This is a genomic window from Kitasatospora sp. NPDC085464 (assembly GCF_044541955.1).
Taxonomy (GTDB): Bacteria; Actinomycetota; Actinomycetes; order Streptomycetales; family Streptomycetaceae; genus Kitasatospora.
In genome coordinates, this window is record NZ_JBITTM010000010.1 from 151,830 (window position 1) to 170,130 (window position 18,301).

At 73.5% G+C, this 18,301-nt stretch carries 17 protein-coding genes; 8 read left to right on the top strand and 9 right to left on the bottom strand.

All coding sequences use genetic code 11. The annotated features are described in order from the left end of the window. Positions 1–28 precede the first annotated feature (28 nt). The 3 genes from ACIGG8_RS11405 to ACIGG8_RS11415 all read right to left on the bottom strand — a co-directional run bounded on the left by ACIGG8_RS11405 (position 29) and on the right by ACIGG8_RS11415 (position 5,658). A complete protein-coding gene (locus tag ACIGG8_RS11405) occupies positions 29–805 on the bottom strand; it encodes a nucleotide exchange factor GrpE (protein WP_396547215.1) in 777 nt (258 codons plus the stop codon). Then, positions 802–1,227, bottom strand: a complete 426-nt coding sequence (locus ACIGG8_RS11410; RefSeq protein WP_350521142.1) for a hypothetical protein — start codon at positions 1,225–1,227, stop codon at positions 802–804. The genes ACIGG8_RS11405 and ACIGG8_RS11410 overlap by 4 nt, the downstream gene beginning before the upstream one ends. Positions 1,228–1,425: 198 nt before the next feature. Further along, a complete protein-coding gene (locus tag ACIGG8_RS11415) occupies positions 1,426–5,658 on the bottom strand; it encodes a hypothetical protein (RefSeq protein ID WP_396547216.1) in 4,233 nt (1,410 codons plus the stop codon). A gap of 262 nt (positions 5,659–5,920) precedes the next feature. On the opposite strand from ACIGG8_RS11415, the gene ACIGG8_RS11420 reads away from it, so the two are divergent. Beyond that, positions 5,921–7,708, top strand: coding sequence for a serine/threonine protein kinase (locus tag ACIGG8_RS11420; RefSeq protein WP_396547218.1), 1,788 nt, complete (start codon positions 5,921–5,923; stop codon positions 7,706–7,708). A 196-nt stretch (positions 7,709–7,904) separates the two neighbouring features. On the opposite strand, the gene ACIGG8_RS11425 is transcribed toward ACIGG8_RS11420, so the two are convergent. Continuing rightward, on the bottom strand, positions 7,905–10,148 hold the full coding sequence (locus ACIGG8_RS11425) for a heavy metal translocating P-type ATPase (protein ID WP_396547220.1): 2,244 nt from the start codon (positions 10,146–10,148) through the stop codon (positions 7,905–7,907). A gap of 281 nt (positions 10,149–10,429) precedes the next feature. Here ACIGG8_RS11425 and ACIGG8_RS11430 point away from each other — a divergent pair, with 281 nt between their 5' ends. Continuing rightward, entirely contained in the window at positions 10,430–11,377 is a 948-nt protein-coding gene (locus tag ACIGG8_RS11430; protein WP_396547221.1) for a hypothetical protein, read from the top strand. Between the two features lie 80 nt (positions 11,378–11,457). Here ACIGG8_RS11430 and ACIGG8_RS11435 read toward each other — a convergent pair whose 3' ends face one another. From ACIGG8_RS11435 to ACIGG8_RS11450, 4 genes are all read right to left on the bottom strand, one after another. Continuing rightward, complete coding sequence (locus ACIGG8_RS11435; protein ID WP_350521146.1) at positions 11,458–11,769, bottom strand: hypothetical protein; 312 nt, start codon at positions 11,767–11,769, stop codon at positions 11,458–11,460. 79 nt (positions 11,770–11,848) lie between these two features. Further along, positions 11,849–12,037, bottom strand: a complete 189-nt coding sequence (locus ACIGG8_RS11440; protein WP_396547222.1) for a hypothetical protein — start codon at positions 12,035–12,037, stop codon at positions 11,849–11,851. Next, the gene (locus ACIGG8_RS11445) at positions 12,034–12,315 is read right to left on the bottom strand and encodes a hypothetical protein (RefSeq protein ID WP_396547223.1); all 282 of its coding nucleotides are present in this window, start codon (positions 12,313–12,315) and stop codon (positions 12,034–12,036) included. Before ACIGG8_RS11445 ends, ACIGG8_RS11440 begins: the two co-directional genes overlap by 4 nt. Further along, positions 12,312–12,746: an ATP-binding protein gene (locus ACIGG8_RS11450; RefSeq protein WP_396547225.1), complete on the bottom strand. Its 435-nt coding sequence runs from the start codon at positions 12,744–12,746 to the stop codon at positions 12,312–12,314. The genes ACIGG8_RS11445 and ACIGG8_RS11450 overlap by 4 nt, the downstream gene beginning before the upstream one ends. 268 nt (positions 12,747–13,014) lie before the next feature. On the opposite strand from ACIGG8_RS11450, the gene ACIGG8_RS11455 reads away from it, so the two are divergent. Then, entirely contained in the window at positions 13,015–13,863 is an 849-nt protein-coding gene (locus ACIGG8_RS11455) for a helix-turn-helix domain-containing protein (RefSeq protein ID WP_396547295.1), read from the top strand. Beyond that, positions 13,863–14,084: a DUF397 domain-containing protein gene (locus tag ACIGG8_RS11460; RefSeq protein WP_396547227.1), complete on the top strand. Its 222-nt coding sequence runs from the start codon at positions 13,863–13,865 to the stop codon at positions 14,082–14,084. The genes ACIGG8_RS11455 and ACIGG8_RS11460 overlap by 1 nt, the downstream gene beginning before the upstream one ends. A gap of 48 nt (positions 14,085–14,132) precedes the next feature. Here the strand turns inward: ACIGG8_RS11460 and ACIGG8_RS11465 are convergent, their stop codons facing one another. Continuing rightward, a complete protein-coding gene (locus ACIGG8_RS11465; protein ID WP_396547297.1) occupies positions 14,133–15,296 on the bottom strand; it encodes a permease in 1,164 nt (387 codons plus the stop codon). Positions 15,297–15,517: 221 nt separating this feature from the next. On the opposite strand from ACIGG8_RS11465, the gene ACIGG8_RS11470 reads away from it, so the two are divergent. Genes ACIGG8_RS11470 through ACIGG8_RS11485 form a run of 4 tightly spaced genes read left to right on the top strand, consistent with a single transcriptional unit; the run spans position 15,518 to position 18,286 of the window. Further along, the gene (locus tag ACIGG8_RS11470; protein WP_396547228.1) at positions 15,518–15,832 is read left to right on the top strand and encodes a hypothetical protein; all 315 of its coding nucleotides are present in this window, start codon (positions 15,518–15,520) and stop codon (positions 15,830–15,832) included. After that, positions 15,829–17,409 carry a hypothetical protein gene (locus ACIGG8_RS11475; protein ID WP_396547230.1) on the top strand — a complete coding sequence of 527 codons (1,581 nt, stop codon included), beginning with the start codon at positions 15,829–15,831 and terminating at the stop codon, positions 17,407–17,409. The genes ACIGG8_RS11470 and ACIGG8_RS11475 overlap by 4 nt, the downstream gene beginning before the upstream one ends. Further along, positions 17,406–17,795 carry a hypothetical protein gene (locus ACIGG8_RS11480; RefSeq protein WP_396547231.1) on the top strand — a complete coding sequence of 130 codons (390 nt, stop codon included), beginning with the start codon at positions 17,406–17,408 and terminating at the stop codon, positions 17,793–17,795. Before ACIGG8_RS11475 ends, ACIGG8_RS11480 begins: the two co-directional genes overlap by 4 nt. Then, the gene (locus tag ACIGG8_RS11485) at positions 17,795–18,286 is read left to right on the top strand and encodes a hypothetical protein (protein WP_396547232.1); all 492 of its coding nucleotides are present in this window, start codon (positions 17,795–17,797) and stop codon (positions 18,284–18,286) included. Before ACIGG8_RS11480 ends, ACIGG8_RS11485 begins: the two co-directional genes overlap by 1 nt. The last annotated feature ends 15 nt before the right edge of the window (positions 18,287–18,301 follow it).

Sequence of the window (18,301 nt, forward strand, 5' to 3'; positions counted from 1 at the left end):
GTTCCCCTCTTGCCCCTCGTGGTCCTGGCTACTTCTTGCGCTTGGCCCGCTTGCCCGCGGCCGTCGCCTTGCGGCGGGCCCGGGGCGGGGCCGCCTTGGGCTGGGCGCGGACGGGCTGCGCGGCGGCGGGATCGCCTGCTCCGGCGGCCTCGGCCGGCACGGTCGTCTCGGCGGCTTCGGGTGCTTCGGGTGCTTCGACCGCTTCGACCGTCAAGGCGGCTTCGGGTGCTTCGGCCGCTTCGACGGCGGGTCCGTCCGGCACGGCCCCGGGCTCCCCGGCGGCGTCGGACTGCAGCGCCTGCGCGTCGGGCGCCCGTTCCGGCTCCGGTGCGGCGACCACCACCTGGGCCCGCCGCAGCACCTCGTCCTCCCAGAAGAACCCGGTGACCACCGTCCGCACCACCGTCTCCGGCACCACCCCGGGCCGGACCTCGGTGCCGACGATCTCGGTCAGCTCCGGGTCCGCCGGCATGCCCTCCAGCCGCATCGGACGGACCTTGGCCTTGGCGAGCCGGCCGAGCAGCCGCCGCCGGGTGGCCTCGATGCCCTCACCGCGTCCCAGTGCGACCAGCTCGCGGTCCAGGCCGAGGGCGGCGAGCGCGTCGTCCACCTCGACCAGGATGCCCAGCAGGTCGCGCTGCTCGGCCCGGGCGGTCTGCCGCTGCTCTGTCAGCTTGCTCCCCAGGAGGGAGGACCGGAAGAGCAGTTGGACGAACTTCCGCTCCAGGTCGACCTCCTCGACGCCCGGCGGGATCTCCAGCCGCCGGTGGCCGTCGAGCGGGGATGCGGTCGGTGCGTCGGTCATTCGGGTACCTCGATCTGCGGCAGCACGGACAGGTCGGCCGCGTAGCGGGCGGGGACGGGCGGTTCGGGGTCGGTGCCCGGCGGGGCGGGCTCGGCGAAGTCGGCGGCCAGCTCGGCGCGGTGCAGCGTCAGCAGGGCGGGGACGGGCGGCAGCGGCGGGCGCTCGATCACCAGCAGCGGTTCGGCGAGCGCCGGGGCCAGCAGGTCGGCGGCCCGGTCGACGGGCTCCGGCGGGAGGGGCTGCTGGAGGTCGGACTCCAGCCGCCGGTCCGGGTTCCGCAGCAGCGCGGCGGCCTCCTGGATCTGCTGGCGGGTGTGCCGGCCCGCCCGCATCGCCGGTCCGACGGCGAGGTTGATCTCGCGCACACCGGCCGTGAGCGGGATGCCCAGGACCTCGTACGGCGACGGTTCAGGCAGTGGCATGGCGGGCGCTCCCTCTCCTCACGATCACGACTCACGACTCAGGACTCACGACTCAGGACGGGTGGGCTCTCGGCGGGCTGGGGTCTCGGCGGACGGCTCTCGGCGGGCCGGCCCCGACCGGCCGGTCCCGACGGCCCGGACGGCGGCCGGCGCCGGGGCGCACGGTCTAGGACGACGGCAACTGCCGTGCGGTTGCCGTCAGTAGAGCGAGTTGATCCGCCGCTGCATGGCGCGCAGCTCCAGGTCCTCCGGGTTGTGCTCGACGGCCTTGCGGGCCAGATCGCGGGCCTCCCGCAGCTGCCGGGCGTTGGCCCGCTGGACGGCGTACGAGCCGTAGACGATGCCGAGTTCGCGGTGCAGCTTGTCGTCGTCCTCCGGGGTGCGGGACAGCCCGAGCGCCTCCTCCAGCAGCCGGAGCGCCTCCTGGTAGCGGCGGGCCTCGTAGTGGCCGATGGCCTCGCCGCGCCAGACGCTGACCATCAGGCGGCGGATGTCCGTCGAGTCGTCGTACGACTTGGCCTTCTGCAGCACGGCGGCCTGGGCGGAGAACGGCTTGTCCCCCATGGCGTCGAGCACGTGGTTGGCGAGCATCACCGCGACCCGGCGCGGGGCCTCGTGCTCGGCGTCGCCGTCCCACTCCGGGTCGGCGTCCAGCGCCTCGGCCATGCGGCGCACCGCGCGGCCGCGGTCGTCGGCGAAGGCGGCCGAGCGGGCGAGGTGGCGCAGCACGAAGGCGAGGCCGAGCCGGTGGTCCGGGTCGGGGTTGAGGGCGATCAGCGCCCGCCAGGCGTCGGCGGCCTCTTCCAGCTCGGCGTCGGAGGCCTCGGGGCGGCTGAGCTGGCCGGCCCGGTTGCCCAGGGCGGCCTCCAGGAAGTGTCGGGCCGTCGGGTCGCCGGGGACGAGCTCCAGGCTCTTCTGCAGCAGCTCCAGGGCGCGGGGGTAGTCCTTGTCCTCGTTGTTGATCTTGCGGGCCCACTGGGCGTAGGTGGCGCCGAGGTCGCCGCGCACCTCGGGGTCGTCCGGCGCGAGCGCGTACGCCTTCTCCAGCAGCTCGGCCGCTCCCGGCTGGTCGTCCACGGTGCTCTTGAGCAGCGCGCGGGCGGCCCGGACGCCGGACTCGGCGGCGATGGCGGCCGAGTCGGCGGGCAGGGCGGCGCCGGGGACGGCCCCGGCCCGGGTGAGGCAGTCCAGGGCCTCCCGCCAGTCCTGGTTGCGGTGGTGCTCACGGGCCTGGCTGACCAGCGACTCGCCGAGCAGCGACTGCCAGTCCTCGCCGCGCCGCTGCTGGGGCACCGCGTCCAGGGCGGCGACGGCGGCGGCCTGGCGGCCCTGCAGCTGGAGGTAGCGCTGCGGGCCGAGCTCGCCGAAGAGGCCGAGTGCGCGGGCCGGGCCGGGGGCGCCGGCGCCGGCGGGCTGCCGCCAGGACCGTACGGCCTGCTCGAACGCCTCGGCCCAGGCGGCGAGTTCGGGCTCCGCGCGGAACAGCCGGTCGAGCGTGGGGCCGACCGTCAGGCGGCGGGAGGGGCAGCCGGGCAGGGCTATTCGGAGGTCCTCCTGGGCGAAGGCGTCGGCGGTGTGGGCCTCCATGCCGAGGCGCAGCGTCCAGGCGGAGACCTCGTCCCCGCTGCGGCCGGCGGCCCGGTCGAGGGCGCGCAGGTCGTCCCGCAGCCGGTCGATGAGCCCGGTGCGGGCGGCGGCGAGCCGCTGCGGTTCGGGGGTGCGGCCGGTGATCCGGGCGGACTCGGCCCACAGTTCGGGCTGGTGCAGGGCGGCGACCAGGCAGCCGAGCGTCCAGGCCCAGACCTCGTCCCGGGCCGCGCCGGACGCGGCATTCCCGGACGCGGCACTCTCGGACGCGGCACTCTCGGACCCGTCGGCCCCGGAGGCAGCCGCCCCGGACGCGGTCGCGAGCCGGTAGCCGGCCAGGCCGAGGGCGTGCAGCAGCCGGGGGTGCGCCGGGTCCTTGAGCAGCAGGTCGCGGTAGGCCTCCCAGGCCTCGCGGTGGCGGCCCTCGATGGCGTGCTGGTGCGCCTCGTGCTCGGCGAGCAGGACGAGGGTCTCGGTGGCCCGCGCGTGGCCGGGGGCCAGGCGGAGGGCCTGGCGCAGGTCGCCGGCGGCCCGTCCGGGCCGGCCGGCGGCGAGGGCGGCGCCGGCCCGGCGGATCAGGACGGCGGCGCGGACGGCCGCGGCGTCCGCGGGGAGATCGGCCAGCGCCTCGTCGTGGCGGCCGAGTTCGGCGCGCAGCAGGGCGAGGTCGAGCCGGACCGCTGCGGCGGCGGCGCTGTCGCCGAGCGCCGCGGCCCAGGCCGCGAGGACGGGTTCGGCCTGCTCGGGCGCGCCGGTACGGCGGGCGCAGTCCAGGACGGCGCGCAGCGCGGGACCGGCGCAGCGGACGCAGCGGGGCGAGCCGGCGCCCTCCGGGGTGTGCAGGTGGTCGGTGCACGCCTCGCGGCCGCAGCCGGCGCAGGCGCCGGTGGCGGGCCGGTCGCAGGCGGCGCAGTCGCCGGCGGGCTCCGCCGCACGGGCGGCTCCCGGTGGCGCCGCGGCGGTCAGGAAGTTCCGGTACCACTCCAGCGCGGCGGCCCAGTTGCCGGCCCGTTCGGCGAGCAGGGCGCGCAGCCGGGCGGTCGCCGGGTCGCCGTTCGGGTCGGGCGGGCCGAGCAGGGCGATCGTCCGGGCCGGGCGGCCGGCCAGCAGGGCGACGGCGGCGAGGTGGTAGCGGTCGCGCAGGCCGCTGCCGGCGTCCAGCAGGGTGCCGACCGGCTCGGTCTTGCCCTCGGCCAGGGCCAGGGCGGCGCGCAGCCGGGCCTGGCGGTGGGTCAGGGCGCCGGGCAGGGTGTCGGCGAGGGCGAGCGCGGCGGTGGCGCCGGCCCGCGACTCGGGGCGGTCGCGGCCGGTGACCAGCAGATGGGCGGCCTCGCGGAGGGCGGCCTCGCGCAGCGCGGCGCGGTAGCCGGGGGCGGCCGGGTGCTCGGCGGCGGCCCGCTGCCAGAGTTCGCGGGCGGCGACCGGGTCCCCGGCCAGCCGGGTGCGGGCGAGCCGGTCGCGGGCCAGGGCCCGGCGCTCGCTCAGGTCCTCGTCGTCCAGCGGCTCCCAGCGGGCGAGGGCGCCGGCCGGGTCGTCGGTGCGGGCGAGGGCGAGGCCGTGGTGGAAGGCGGCGATGCCGGTCCAGCGGCTGCCCGGTTCGGTGTCGGACTCGGCGCGCAGCAGCGGCTCGGCCTCGGCGGTCCGACCGGCGGCGAGCAGGGCGGCGCCGAGCCGGACCCGGGCGGGGCGCCAGTCGGGGGCCCGGTCGAGGCCGGCCCGGTAGTCGGCGGCGGCCTCGGCGTGGCGCTCGGCCCGTTCGTGCACCAGGGCGAGGCCGAACCGGGCCGGGGCGAAGGAGGGTTGGACGGTCAGGGCGGCGGTGAACTGCTCCCGGGCCTGGTCGTCGGCCCCGAGCAGCAGGGCGAGCCGGCCGAGGGCGTAGCGGGGGCGCGGGTCGGTCGGGCTCTCCGCGGTGGCGGCCGCGAAGTCGCTCCAGGCGCCGTCGGTGTTGCCGTGCCGCTGCTTGGCCAGGCCGCGGAAGAGCAGGCAGTCGGTGCGCAGCGCCGGGCCGCGCCCCCACGGGGAGGGCTCGCCGGGGCCGATGCGCAGCGCCTCGTCGAAGGCGGCGACGGCGGCTCCGTCCCGGTGCCGGTTGTAGTGGTGGATGCCCCAGCGGAAGTGGAGCTCGCCGCTGCCGCCGCGGACGGAGTCGGCGACCAGCATCTCGGCCTCGGCGAGCCGGCCGGTCTCCTGCAGCAGGGCGGCGCGGGCGAGCACCGGCCAGTCGCGGCCGGGCAGGGCGGCGAGGGCGCGGACGGTGGCCTCCTCGCGCTGCTCGGCGGAGCCCTCCCGGCAGCGGCGCTGCAGCCAGTCGAGGGCGCGGGCGGCGGCCTGGGCCTCCTCGCCGGGTTCGGCGCCGGCGGCGGTGGCCTGGAGGAAGGCGAGTAGCGGTCCGAGGTCGCCGTCCTGGGCCCGGGGCCGTTCCCCGGTCTGCGGCTTCCCGTCGGCCGGGATCCGCTCACCGCCCCGCATCCGCTCCTCGGCGAGGTGGCGCAGGCTCCACCGGGGCAGTTGGCGGGCCGGGTCGGCGAGCAGCGGGAACGCCTCGCGGTGCAGGGCGAGGGTGGCCGCCCGGTCGCCGGTGGGGATGGTCGCCTCGGCCTGGCCGAGCAGCGCGAGGCCGCGCTGCGGGCCCAGTTCGGCGGGCCCGGCGGCGAGTCGCTTCGCCAGTCGGGCGTAGCGGCGGCGGGCCTGGGCGGCCTTCCCGGCGGTGAGCTGTTCGGCGGCCGCGGCCAGGGCTCTCGCCACCGCGTCGGCGTCCAGGGCTCCTCGGCGGCGCGCCAGTACGACGACGGCCGCACCGGCCAGTGCCACCACGATCAGCAGCACCGCTAGCAGCGCCATGCACCGTCCCCCTGTGTCAGGATGTCGTCGCCTCCATGATCAACGAGGTTCGAACGATCATGAGTTGACGTCGTGTCGTGATGTTGCTCGGGCGCCATCAGAATAGGCCCTCGATCGGACAGACGAACAGGAAAGAGCACTATCCTGGGCAACGCATGAGCAGGACGTGAACAAGCGCACCAACAGCGGTTCGTCGAAAGCATCGAGCGGCCGTCGACCGGGCAGTCAGCAGCGTCGAGCGGTTCATAACGTCGGGGGTCGTGTGTCCGAGTCGCGTTGGGTGCCCGGGCTCCGGTTCGGGCCGGAGTTCGACCCCGAGCAGTACGAACTCCTGGAGTTCCACCACCGGGGCGGCGAGGCCGAGGTGTGGCGGGCCGTGCGCACCGGCCACAACGGTCGCAAGGAACTGGTCGCCGCGAAGATCATGCTGGAGCGCGACCCGTCCGAGGTGCGGCGCTGGCTCGGGCGCTGGGACGACGTGTCGCACAACGCGCACCGGCTGGGCGTCACCGACCTGGTGGTGCCCAGCTTCCTGCTCGGCCCCTCCCCGCACCGGCCCGGCGCGGCGCCCTCCGCCGGGCTGCTGGGCTACCAGATCTCGCCCTGGGTCGAGGGCGCGCCGCTGCACACCTGGGCGCGCGGCCAGCGCGGCGGTCCGGCGGCGGTGGCCGAGGTGCTGGCCCGGCTCTGCCGGATCGTCGACGAGCTGCACCGCAAGCGCTGGGTGCACCGCGACATCTCCCCCGCCAACGTCCTGGTGGACGGCCAGGGCCAGGTCAAGCTGATCGACCTGACCTTCCTCGCCCCGCTCGACCACACCCTGACCGTCGCGGTGTTCACCCCCGGGCACGTTCCGCCGGAGGCCGAGCAGGTCGGCGGCTTCCCGACCACCGCCAAGGACCTGTTCGCGGTCGGCACCCTCGCCCGCACCCTGCTGCTGCCCGACCACGGCCGGCTCGACCACCGGCTCGCCGCCGAGCAGGCCCGCGCCGAGCTGCTGGCGGCCGGCTACGGCGAGGAGTTGGCGCGCTGGGCGTGCGAGCCGCTGGCCCGCGACCCGGAGCGCCGCCCCTCCCCGCTCGGCCCGTGGGCCGCCCGCGGCCGCGAACTGCTGCGCTCGCACCGACCGGTGGCCCGTACCGCGGGACTGGCCGTGCTGCCCGACCGCACCGGCCGCCCGCTGGTGGTCACCGGCGGCTCCGGCGGCACCGCGCTGGCCGGCCCCGGCCACACCGGCCGACTGCTGCCCGCCGGACAGGGGCCCGGAGCCGTAAGGGAGTTGGCGGCAGGCTGGGCCGGGCGCCAGGGCGAGCTGGTGGTCTGCGCCGAGGACCGCGGCAACACCCTCTGGGTCGGCACGGCGGCCGGCTGGTGGGAGGCGGCGCGCGGGGTCAACGGGCTGGCCGGGGCGGTCGGTCCGGCCGGGGAGATGACGGTCTGGACGGCCGTCGGCGGCGCGCTGCGCTCCTACCGCTGGGCGCCCGGCCTCACCCTCACCGGTCACGAGCTGCCCGGCTGCTCCGCCGACCGGGTGCTCGCGGCCCTGGAGGAACGGCCCGGCTGCTGGCTGGTCCTGGTCGAGCACCACGGCCGGGTGCTGGGCCAGCGGCCCGGCACCACCGAACCGCCCACCCCGGTCGGCCCGGAGGGCGCGCTGCGCGCCGGGGCGCTGGCCCGCACCTCCGCCGGCCCGCAGGCCGCCACCCTGCGGCCGGACGGCTCCGTCCAGCTGCACACCCTCGGCTCCGCCGGGCCGGGCACCGAGATCGGCGACGGCGAACCCTCCCTCGACATCGCCATGGCGGGCCACCGCGGCGGTCCGACCATCGCCCTGGCCGGCGCCGGCGGCATACGGCTGCGGCTCCCGGCCGGCGGCGCCTCCCGCCGCCCCCGCTGGTGGCGGCCCACCCTGCGCCCGGCCACCCGGGTGGCGCTCGCGATGGGCGACGACTGGCGGCTCTGCCTGGCCGCGGTGGTGGAGGGCGAACTGCAGGTCTGGCAGGAGGACGCGGCGTACCGCTGGCAGGCGGTGGAGCTGCCGGAGGACTGACCGGCCGCACCCCGGAAACGCCGGGGCCCCGGAGCCCCGGCGGGGTTCCGGGGCCCCGGCCCGGCGGTGGAGAGTGGTCCGGAGTCCGCACGGCACGGCGGAAGCGGTTCAGCGGAGGCCGCTCAACGGAAGCGGCGCAGCAGAAGCCGCTCAGCGAAAGCCGTTCAGCGGAAGGCCCGTTCAGCGGAAGGCCCGTTCAGCGGAAGCGGCGCAGTCGGAGGCTGTTGCCGACCACGAAGACCGAGGAGAACGCCATCGCCGCCCCCGCGATCATCGGGTTGAGCATCCCGGCCGCGGCCAGCGGCAGGGCGGCGACGTTGTAGCCGAACGCCCAGAACAGGTTGCTCTTGATGGTGCCGAGGGTCCGGCGGGAGAGCCGGATGGCGTCCGCCGCGGCCAGCAGGTCGCCGCGGACGAGGGTGAGGTCGGCGGCCTCGATCGCGGCGTCGGTGCCGGTGCCCATCGCGAGGCCGAGGTCGGCCTGGGCGAGGGCCGCGGCGTCGTTGACGCCGTCGCCGACCATCGCGACGACCTTGCCCTCGGCCTGCAGCCGCTTGACGATGTCGACCTTGTCCTGCGGCATGACCTCGGCGATCACGTGCTCCGGCGCGATGCCGACCTCGGCCGCCACGGCCTCGGCGACCCGCCGGTTGTCACCGGTCAGCAGCACCGGGGTCAGGCCCAGTGCGCGCAACTTGCCGATCGCCTCGGCGCTGGTCGGCTTGACCGCGTCGGCGACCTCCAGGACGGCCCGCGCCTCGCCGTCCCAGCCGACCGCGATCGCGGTGCGGCCGGCCGCCTCGGCGGCGCGCTTGACCCCGACCAGGCCTTCCGACAGGTACTGCGACCACTCGTTGAGCAGTGCCTCCCGACCGGCCACCACCGCGTGGCCGTCCACCACGCCCTGGACGCCCAGGCCGGGGACGTTCTCGAAGCCCTCGACGGCGGGCAGTTCGCCGGCCTTGGCGGCGGCGTCGGCGATCGCCCGGGCGATCGGGTGCTCGGAGGCGTGCTCCAGGGCACCCGCCAGGCGCAGCACCTCGGCCTCGGTGGTGCTGCCGGTGGTGTGGACGGCTATCAGGGTCATCCGGCCGGTGGTGACGGTGCCGGTCTTGTCCAGGACGACGGTGTCGACCTTGCGGGTGGACTCCAGGACCTCCGGGCCCTTGATCAGGACGCCCAGCTGGGCGCCGCGGCCGGTGCCGACCAGCAGCGCGGTCGGGGTGGCCAGGCCCAGGGCGCACGGGCAGGCGATGATCAGCACGGCGACGGCGGCGGTGAAGGCGGCGGTCCAGCCCTCGCCGGTGCCCAGCCAGTAGCCGAGGGTGGCCACCGCGAGGGTGATCACGATCGGCACGAAGACGGCGGAGATCCGGTCCGCGAGGCGCTGCGCGGCGGCCTTGCCGTTCTGCGCGTCCTCGACCAGCTTGGCCATCCGGGACAGCTGGGTGTCGGCGCCGACCCGGGTGGCCTCGACCACCAGCCGGCCGCCGGCGTTGACGGTGGCGCCGGTGACACTGTCGCCGACCCCGACCTCGACCGGGACGGACTCACCGGTCAGCATCGAGGCGTCCACCGCCGACGCCCCCTCGACCACCAGGCCGTCGGTGGCGATCTTCTCGCCCGGCCGGACCACGAAGCGGTCGCCCACGGCGAGTTCGGCGATCGGGATGCGCACCTCGGCCCCGCCGCGGAGCACCGTCACGTCCTTGGCGCCCAGTTCCAGCAGCGCCTTGAGCGCGGCACCGGCGGTGCGCTTGGAGCGGGCCTCGAAGTAGCGCCCGGCCAGGATGAAGGCGGTGACGCCGGCCGCCGCCTCCAGGTAGATGTTCGACGCGCCGTCGCTGCGGGCGATGGTGAACTCGAAGCCGTGCCGCATGCCCGGCATCCCTGCGTCACCGAGGAACAGCGCCCACAGCGACCACAGGAACGCGGCGCCGGTGCCGAGCGAGACCAGGGTGTCCATCGTCGCGGCGCCGTGCCGGGCGTTGGTGAACGCGGCCCGGTGGAACGGCCAGGCGGCGTAGGTGACGACCGGGGCGGCCAGGGTCAGCGACAGCCACTGCCAGTTGTCGAACTGCAGGGCCGGGACCATCGCCATCGCGATCACCGGCACGGCGAGCGCCACCGCGGTGAACAACCGGGCGCGCAGCTGGGCCAGTTCGTCCGCCGGCCGGGTCCGCTCGCCGTCCGGGCCCTCGGCGACCGGGGGCTCGGGCAGCGCCGCGGTGTAGCCGGTGGCCTCGACGGTGGCGATCAGGTCGGCGACCTCGACGCCGTCCTCGAAGGAGATCTTCGCCTTCTCGGTGGCGTAGTTGACGCCGGCGGCGACCCCGTCCATCCGGTTGAGCTTCTTCTCGATGCGGGCCGCGCACGAGGCGCACGTCATTCCGCCGATCGAGAGTTCCACCTCCGCGGAGGCGGGTGCCTGCGTAGTCATCGTCGCTCCTCGTGACAGTCGTCTTGCCGGTCGTGCGGTGCGTTCGGTGGCCGGGCCTTCATACCTCGCAGGGGTATCGGGCGGTGCCGGGTTCATTTATACCCCCTAGGGGTATCGAGAGCAAGCCCTGGCCGATACCCCCAGTGGGTATTTTTCGCCGCTTCGATCCGCTTGACTTGATACCCCCATGGGGTATTCACTCATGGACGCCGAGCGGGGCCGGGCCCCGCGCCGGACTGCCCGTACGCCCGCCCGCCCGTACGCCCGAGGAGAACCCCGCCATGAACACCGCGCTGCGCATCACCGCCTTCACCGCCGGCCTCGCCGCCGCGTTCGGCCTCGCCCTCGGCGTCGGCAACGCCACCGGCAGCGGCACCTCCCCCCAGCCCGCCACGGCCCGGCACGCCGGACACGACACCGGGAGCACCGGGAACGCCGGACACACCGGACACGCCGAGGACGCGGGAGGCGGCGCCGCCCCCGAGCACCTGCCCGGCGGGCTGCAGATCTCCGAACGCGGCTACACGCTCAGCGTCGAGAACCCCTTCGTCACCGCCGGCTCCCCCACCGACCTGCGGTTCCGCATCCTCGGCGCCGACGGCCGGCCGGTCACCGCCTACCAGCCGCAGCACGAAAAGGAGCTGCACCTGATTGTCGCCCCGCGCGACCTCTCCACCTACCAGCACCTGCACCCGACCCTCGGCGCCGATGGCACCTGGAGCGCCCCGACCGCCGTCCCCGCAGCCGGGGAGTACCGGGTGTTCGCCGACTTCACCCCGGCCGGCGCCGCCGAGGGCCTCACCCTCGGCGCCGACCTGCACGCCGCCGGCGACCTGCGCCCGGCCCCGCTCCCGCAGACCGGACGGACCGTCACCGTCGACGGCTACACCGTCACCCTCGGCGGCGACCTCGCCCCCGGGCGCAGCGGCCGGCTCACCCTGAGCGTCAGCAAGGACGGCCGGCCGGTCACCGACCTCCAGCCCTACCTCGGGGCGTACGGCCACCTGGTCGCCCTCCGCGCCGGCGACCTCGCCTACCTGCACGTCCACCCGGACACCACCGCCCCGGGCCCGGAGATCGGCTTCACCACCACCGCCCCGAGCGCCGGAAGCTACCGCCTCTTCCTGGACTTCAAGCACCAGGACACCGTCCGCACGGCGGCCTTCACCCTGACGGCCGACGGCACCACCATCGCTGCCACGGGGGACACGGGCGCCCACCAGCACTGACCGCGCTTCCCAACGGAAGATGCCGGGCGATCCCGAATCCGGGATCGCCCGGCACGGTGTCGTTCACACCCTTGGTCGGGTCAGTCGGCCAACTCGGGGACGGGGACGGGCCCGAGGTCACCCTCGGGCTCGCAGGCGAGACGGGCATGCAACGCGGGGTCCGCGTGGATCTCGGCGCTGCGCTTCCACTGGGCGAGCAGCACCGCGATCGGGGCGAGGTTGTCCGGATCCGCCTCATTGTGTGCCGTGTCGGTCAGTTCGGTGAGCAGGGTCTCGATGTCCTCACTGGGCAGGGACACAACCCATGGCACGACTTCGGGCAGCAGGCCGCGCAGTGCGGTGATGCTCCCGGCTTGCGCCAGGCCAGCGAGCAGGCCGTAGGTGTCGTTCACAGTTGGGCAGATTACTCGGATGAACATGCCCAGACGGAAAGTGCCGGGCGGTCCGGGAGGGATCGCCCGGCACCGCTGCTCACCCTCGGGCGGCTTGCCGGAGCACCGTGCGGAGAAGGGCTTCGGCGTTGCCCGGGGTGGCCGCCCAGAGCTGCATCTCGGCATGGGCGGCCTGGCGGCGGGGGCTGACGGCGCGGACCGGGCGGGAGAACTGGGCGCTGAGACACCACCACATCTCGATGCGGACCCAGGTGAGTCGCCGGATCACTCGGGGTCCGTCGCCGGGCGCAGGTAGATGGGGTGGGCGTGGATCCCGAGGAAGGCGATCACGCCGACCACTCCGATGTGGATCAGCTGGTGGGCGATCCGCTCGGCGGAGGCCGGGGAGAAGTAGTCGGCGAGGTAGCCGGCCTGGTCCTCGTCCAGCGGGAGCCGGGCGAGGCCGGCGCGGACGGCGTCGAGGGCATCGGGGAGCTTGGCGAAGGTGGCGACCTTCGCGACGCCCTTGATCTCGACGCTGACGGGGAAGGGGAGTTCGACGCTCACTGCGAGCCCCCGTCGATCAACGCCCACACCATCTTGCCGATGCCACCAGCGCGGGGGCCGCAGCCCCAGCCGGACGCCAGCTGGGAAACGAGCCAGAGCCCGCGCCCCCTCTCGTCCTGCTCGGTGGCGGGGTGCGGCACGGACGGCTGGTTGGCGTCGGCGTCGTGCACCTCGATGCGAAGCGAGTCGGGGTCGAGTTCGAACCGGATGAAGATGAGCCGCCCCGGCGGGGTCTTGGCGTGGAGGACCGCGTTGGTGACGAGCTCACCGAGCACCAACTCGCCGGAGTCGAGGAACCGTTCACCGTCAGGCTGGCCGGCGAGGAAGGTTCGGAGCAACCGCCGGGCGAACCCGGCGGACTTGTGGTGCCTGGGCAGCCACCACGAGTACGGGTTGGTGGGGGCGGGCGGCTTCTCCAAGGTTCCGGGCATGGCGGGGCCTCCTCCGGGGGTGGTGGGAAAGTTCGCGATCCGAAGGCGGCGGAGGGCAAAGGGATGCCCGAGCGATGAGCCGCGAGGATCACGCTGTGTAGTGCGTCACACTACGGCGAGTAGCTTGCTCCTTGCGTGCGTCACCTCGCAACCCTGAACATCAATTCGCATATGCTCTTTTGAATCTGACGTGACGACACTCCCACCGTCGCGCCAAACTGTGATGCAACAACAGAGCGCGATGAGGGGAGGTCGGAGCGTGACCGCAATGCCGACGGTGCGCCGCCGAATGCTGGGTGCGAAGCTCCGGAAGATTCGGGAGGACCTACGCCTCACGGTTGACGAGGTGTCGGCCCGGCTCGGCTGGCACCAGTCCAAGGTCAGCCGGCTGGAGAACGGCCGATATGGCGTGCGCGCGAACGAGGTCGGGATGCTGCTCGACGTCTACCAGGTCACAGATCCGGAGACCCGCGAGGCGCTCGCGACGCTGGCGCGCGAGGGCAAGCGTAGGGTGTGGTGGCAGCCCTACTCCGATGTGATCACACAGCACTACGCTTCGTTCATCAGCTTCGAGGCGGAAGCAGTTTCGATTCGGAACTTCGAGTCGTCGCTCGTGCCAGGGCTGCTCCAGACTGCCGACTACGCGCGAGCGCTGATCCGGCAGCTTGAGTCCGACGCCACGCCTGACGAGATCAACGCACTGGTCGATGTGCGCTTGGCTCGCCAGAACGCGACACTTCGGCGAGAGAATCCGCTGAAGCTATGGGCGATCGTGGATGAGGCCGCTCTCCGGCGCCTGATCGGCAGCCAAGCCATCATGGCCAAGCAGTTGCAGCAGCTCATCGCCGCCTCGCGCGAGCCACACGTGACCTTGCAGGTGGTGCCGTTCTCCGCCGGGGCTCACGCTGGCGTCCATGGGTCGTTCGCGACTCTGGAGTTTCCTGTTCGGGGAGATCTCGACGTGGTGTACACCGAGGCGCTGACGAGTAGCCTCTATCTCGAACGAGATAACGACGTCGCAGCCTATGACCAGGCCTTTGATCGGCTGCGAGCAGCAGCACTCGACGTTGCGCCGTCACGGCGACTCATCGCGCAGATCACAAAGGAACTTGAGTAATGATCATCGACCAGAGCAGTTTGGACCTGCGTCGCGCCATCTGGCGAAAGAGCAGGTTCAGCGCCAACCAGGGGAACTGTGTCGAGGTCGCGGACGGCTTCCTTGACACCGTCCCGGTCCGCGACTCCAAGGACCCCAACGGCCCCGCGCTCGTCTTCCCCTCCGACGCATGGACGGCGTTCGTCACCGCCATCAAGACCGGGGACATCCCCAGCGTCTGAACTCCCTGCGCGAGAAGTCGGCCTGGCCGACTTCTCGCGCACACCTCATCAGTGGTGACCGTGGCCCGTGCACCCGTCCGCCTCCGGGGCTCCGCCCATCATGCGGAGCATCGCCCGGCCACCGGTGCGGAAGAAGCGGACCAGCAGGGCGGCGGCGAGCAGCAGGAAGACGATGTTGAGCCAGGTCGTGTAGTTCCACTGGACGCCGGACATCGGGATCTCCACGTCGCGGTTGTCCGGGATCAGGCCGAGGGCCCCGAAGACGAGTTCGACGAAGTAGCCGGCGAGGACCATCGCCACGTAGAAGGTGCCGAGCAGGAACAGCGCCGTCCGCCGCCCGTAGTACTTCCGGTAGATGTTCAGGATCGGCAGGATCAGCAGGTCCGCGAAGATGAACGCGACCACTCCGCCGAAGCTGATCCCGCCCTTCCACAGCACCACCGCCAGCGGCACGTTGCCGATCGAGCAGACGAACGACGCGATCGCCACCAGCGGGCCGACCAGTGGGCCCCAGAGCTTGCTCGCGAGCGGGTGGTCGACGAAGAAGAAGGACTGCCAGAAGGAGTCGGGCACCCAGGCGGCGATGGCGCCGGCGATGAGCAGGCCCAGGACGAGGTCCCGCAGGATCGCCGCCCACTCCATCACGAAGACATGCGAGACCGAGGTGAATCCCTTCCCCGAGAGCAGCCGCCGGGCGAAGGAACCCTCCCCCGCCACCGACATGTCCATCGCCGCGTGGCCCTCCATCGAGCCCGCCCGGCCGTGCTCGGCCTGCTCGCGGGCCTCCTGTAGCAGCCGGTCGGTCAGCAGCCGCCGGAACAGCACCGCGAGCACCAGGATCATCACCGGTCCGCCGACGAACTCGGCCGCCGTGAACTGCCAGCCGAGCAGCAGGGCCAGGATGATGCCGAGTTCGATCACCAGGTTGGTCGAGGCGATCTCGAAGGCCATCGCCGCGGTGAAGTCCGCGCCCTTGCGGAACAGCGAGCGGGCCAGGGCGACGGCGGCGTAGGAGCAGGACGAGGAGGCGGCGCCGAGACCGGCGGCGGCGGCGAGGGTGCGGGGGCGGTCGTCGCCCAGCAGCCGGACCACGGTGGCCTTGTGGACGACGGCCTGGACGACGGCGGAGAGCAGGAAACCGAGGATCAGGGCCCAGGTGATCTCCCAGGTCATCGATCCGGCGATGGACAGCGCGTGCAGGATCGCGTGAATGGTGGTCCGCCTTCCCGGTTGGCGCCCGCGCCGGGCACCGTCCGTGGGAGTCCGCTGGGCGCGGTTACGATATACCCATACGGGGTATCGGGCCGCGTGGCGCGCCGACATCCCGCCCCGGACCGACCCCGGAACCGGCGCTCCCCCGGTTACGTCTATGCTCGTCGACCGTGCTCGTCCGATCACGGCGAGCCATGGAGCTTCTTGGGGGAGAGCAGCCGATGCCCGACTCGGTGGGGTACACCGTCCAGCCCGACGCGCTGGAGCACGTGACGACGGCACTCAACAACGTCGCGACCGACCTGGCCACGGCCAACCAGTCCTACACCGCGCAGACGCCCGTCCAGTCCGCCGACTTCGGCGAGTTCGGCGTGGACCAGGCGTGGGCGGGCTTCGACACCAACTGGAGCCAGGAACTGCACGTCACCCAGCGCGCCGTGGCGCAACTGGTCCAGAAGATGTCGGCCACCAACGCCAACTACCGCGCCGCGGAGTCGACGCTCGCCGCATCGCTGACCCCGGCGCAGTCCCGATGAGCAAGGTCGCGGACCTGCAGAAGGCGCAGCAGGCCATCACCCACCCCGGCGGCGGCCTCTTCATCGGCCCCGCACTGCTCGGCGCGATCGACAAGGCCCTGGCCGTGCCCCGGCCGGCCGGGAACCCGGGGGCGATACGCGAGCGGGCCAAGGCGTACGCGGAGACCGCCAAGGCCTACGCCAAGGCGTCCACCGACCTCGGGGAGGTCGCCGACAACCGCCTGCCGAACGCCTGGACCGGCTCGGTCGCCGAGAACGCCACCCAGTCCATCCGGGCGCTGGCGAACGAACTGAGCGTCTCCCAGAAGTCGTTGGAGCAGGCCGCCACCGAGCTGAACGCCTGGGCGGACAATCTGGAAGGGGCCCAGAGCACCGACGCGCAGGGCGTGACCGCCCTGGAGAACGTGCAGAAGTCCCTCGCCCACGACGCCTTCGACATGGGCAAGGCCATCGCCGCCATCGAACCCGCCAACACGGCCGTGGGAACCAGGATCTCGGCCGCCCAACGGGCGGAGAGCAGCGGCACCCACGCCGCGAGCATGCTCAACCAGCTCGCTGCCAGGGCCCGCACCGAGCGCGCCGGACAGGGGCCGATCGATCCCCTCGCGGCGCTGGTGCTGGCGAACGAGAAGGGCCCCGGCGGCGGTGCGGACGGCGACTACATCCTGACGGACGGCCAGCTCGACCGCGCCAAGCAGTTCATGTCCGTGATGAACGGCACCGACCAGCTCGCCTTCCAGAAGCTCCTGTCCGACGCCAAGTCGCCGGAGGAGGCCGCCTACCTCTGGAAGGCCCTGGCGGCCGGGCACCCGGTGGCCGACGTCCAGCAGTTCGCCGCGCTGATCCACCCCCACGGCGACGACCCGCGCTGGCTGTCCGAACACCTGGTCCCGGCGCTTGGTTCGGATCCCTTGCGGGAGGAGTCCACCACCCAGGCGACCGGGCTGACCTACAAGGGCACCACGGTCCTCGACGGCTCCGACATCTACAGCCAGGGCAGCGTCAACGACTGCGTCGCCGCCTCGACGGTGGTCGCGAGCCTCAAAATCGACCCGGTGACGATGCTCCAGCTCACCACGGGCAACATGACCGACGTCCCGGGGTCCGACTCGCCCGAGTACTTCAAGCAGCGCCTCCAGCAGCTCTTCATCGGCCAGTACCAGCAGGGCCAGCTCGCCGACGGCGGCCAGAAGGTCTACCCGGAGAACAACGGCGGGATCGGACCGAAGGGCAACACCTTCCTCGCCAACCAGAACCTCGGGAAGGCCACGGGCTCGACCTACGAGTACGTCAACCTGGACACCGACGACGACCGGCGCGCGGCCGTCACCCGGATCGAGAAGGCCTTGGACGAGGGCAAGCCGGTGCCGTTCTGCGCCTTCGACGAGGCCAGCAAGGGCGGCTACCACCAGATGGTGATCGTGGCCCGGGACGGCGACCGCCTGCAGGTCTACAACCCGTGGGGCCAGTCGGTGTGGGTGACCGAGGACCAGTTCATCCACAACAGCATCAATACCGGTGGCCTCACCGGCGATGCGAAGATCAACCGGCCCTACGGCGCGGAGCTTCCGAAATGACCGATTTCCTCCCCGACACCGAACTGATGACCGGCTACGACGTCGAGTCCGCCCTCACCCGCGGCCTGCTGATCGACGGAGTCCCGCGCCGGGTGCTGTTCGGCGAGGCGGCCATCGCCGCCTCCTACCAGGCCGAGGCCCTGCGCATCGGCCCCGACCCCCTGGGCGTCCTGGCGCAGTACGTGCGGGCCGGCGGCTTCGCCGCCGCGCTCGACCTGCCCGAACCGGTGATCGGCCGGGAGCCGGCCGAGCTGGTCCGCGGCTGGCTGCGCGCCGCCGCGGCCGGCGGGGCGGACCTCGGCCGCGAGGTCCTGTTCGCCCGCTGGCTGGCCGAGGTCGCGCTCCTGATCACCATGCGCCGTCGAGTCCGGGAAGAGGGCAGCTGATGCGCCGAACCATCACCAGCGTGGTGGCACTCGTGGCCGTCGCCCTGCTGCTCGTCTCCTACCTCGACGGCTGGTGGTCCGACTCCGACCCGGCCGGCCCCGCGGCCGTCACCGCCACCCGGCCGCAGGTGGAGGTTCCCCTCCCCGACAATGGGTGGAACGCCACCTCCCCGTATCCGACCAGCGCGGTGACCCTGACGGTCGGACAGCGGCTCGGCGTCAGAACGGTCAACGGCGCGCTGCAGAAGAGGTGGTACCTCTACTCGGGGGGCGACGGCAGCGTGCTGCGGCCCGGTGAGGACTTCGTCGTCAGCTCCTGCCCACCCGTGCCGGGTTGCACCTCCGAGTTCGATCTGACCTTCACCGCCCTGGCGCCGGGAACCACCACCCTGACGTGGTTGTTCGGCGAGGGGGGCTGCGTTGCCGGCGTACCGAAGTACGAGGGGGACAGGTGCGACATCTCCAAGAGCATCCAGGTCACCGTGCACTGATCGGAGGCCCTGCTT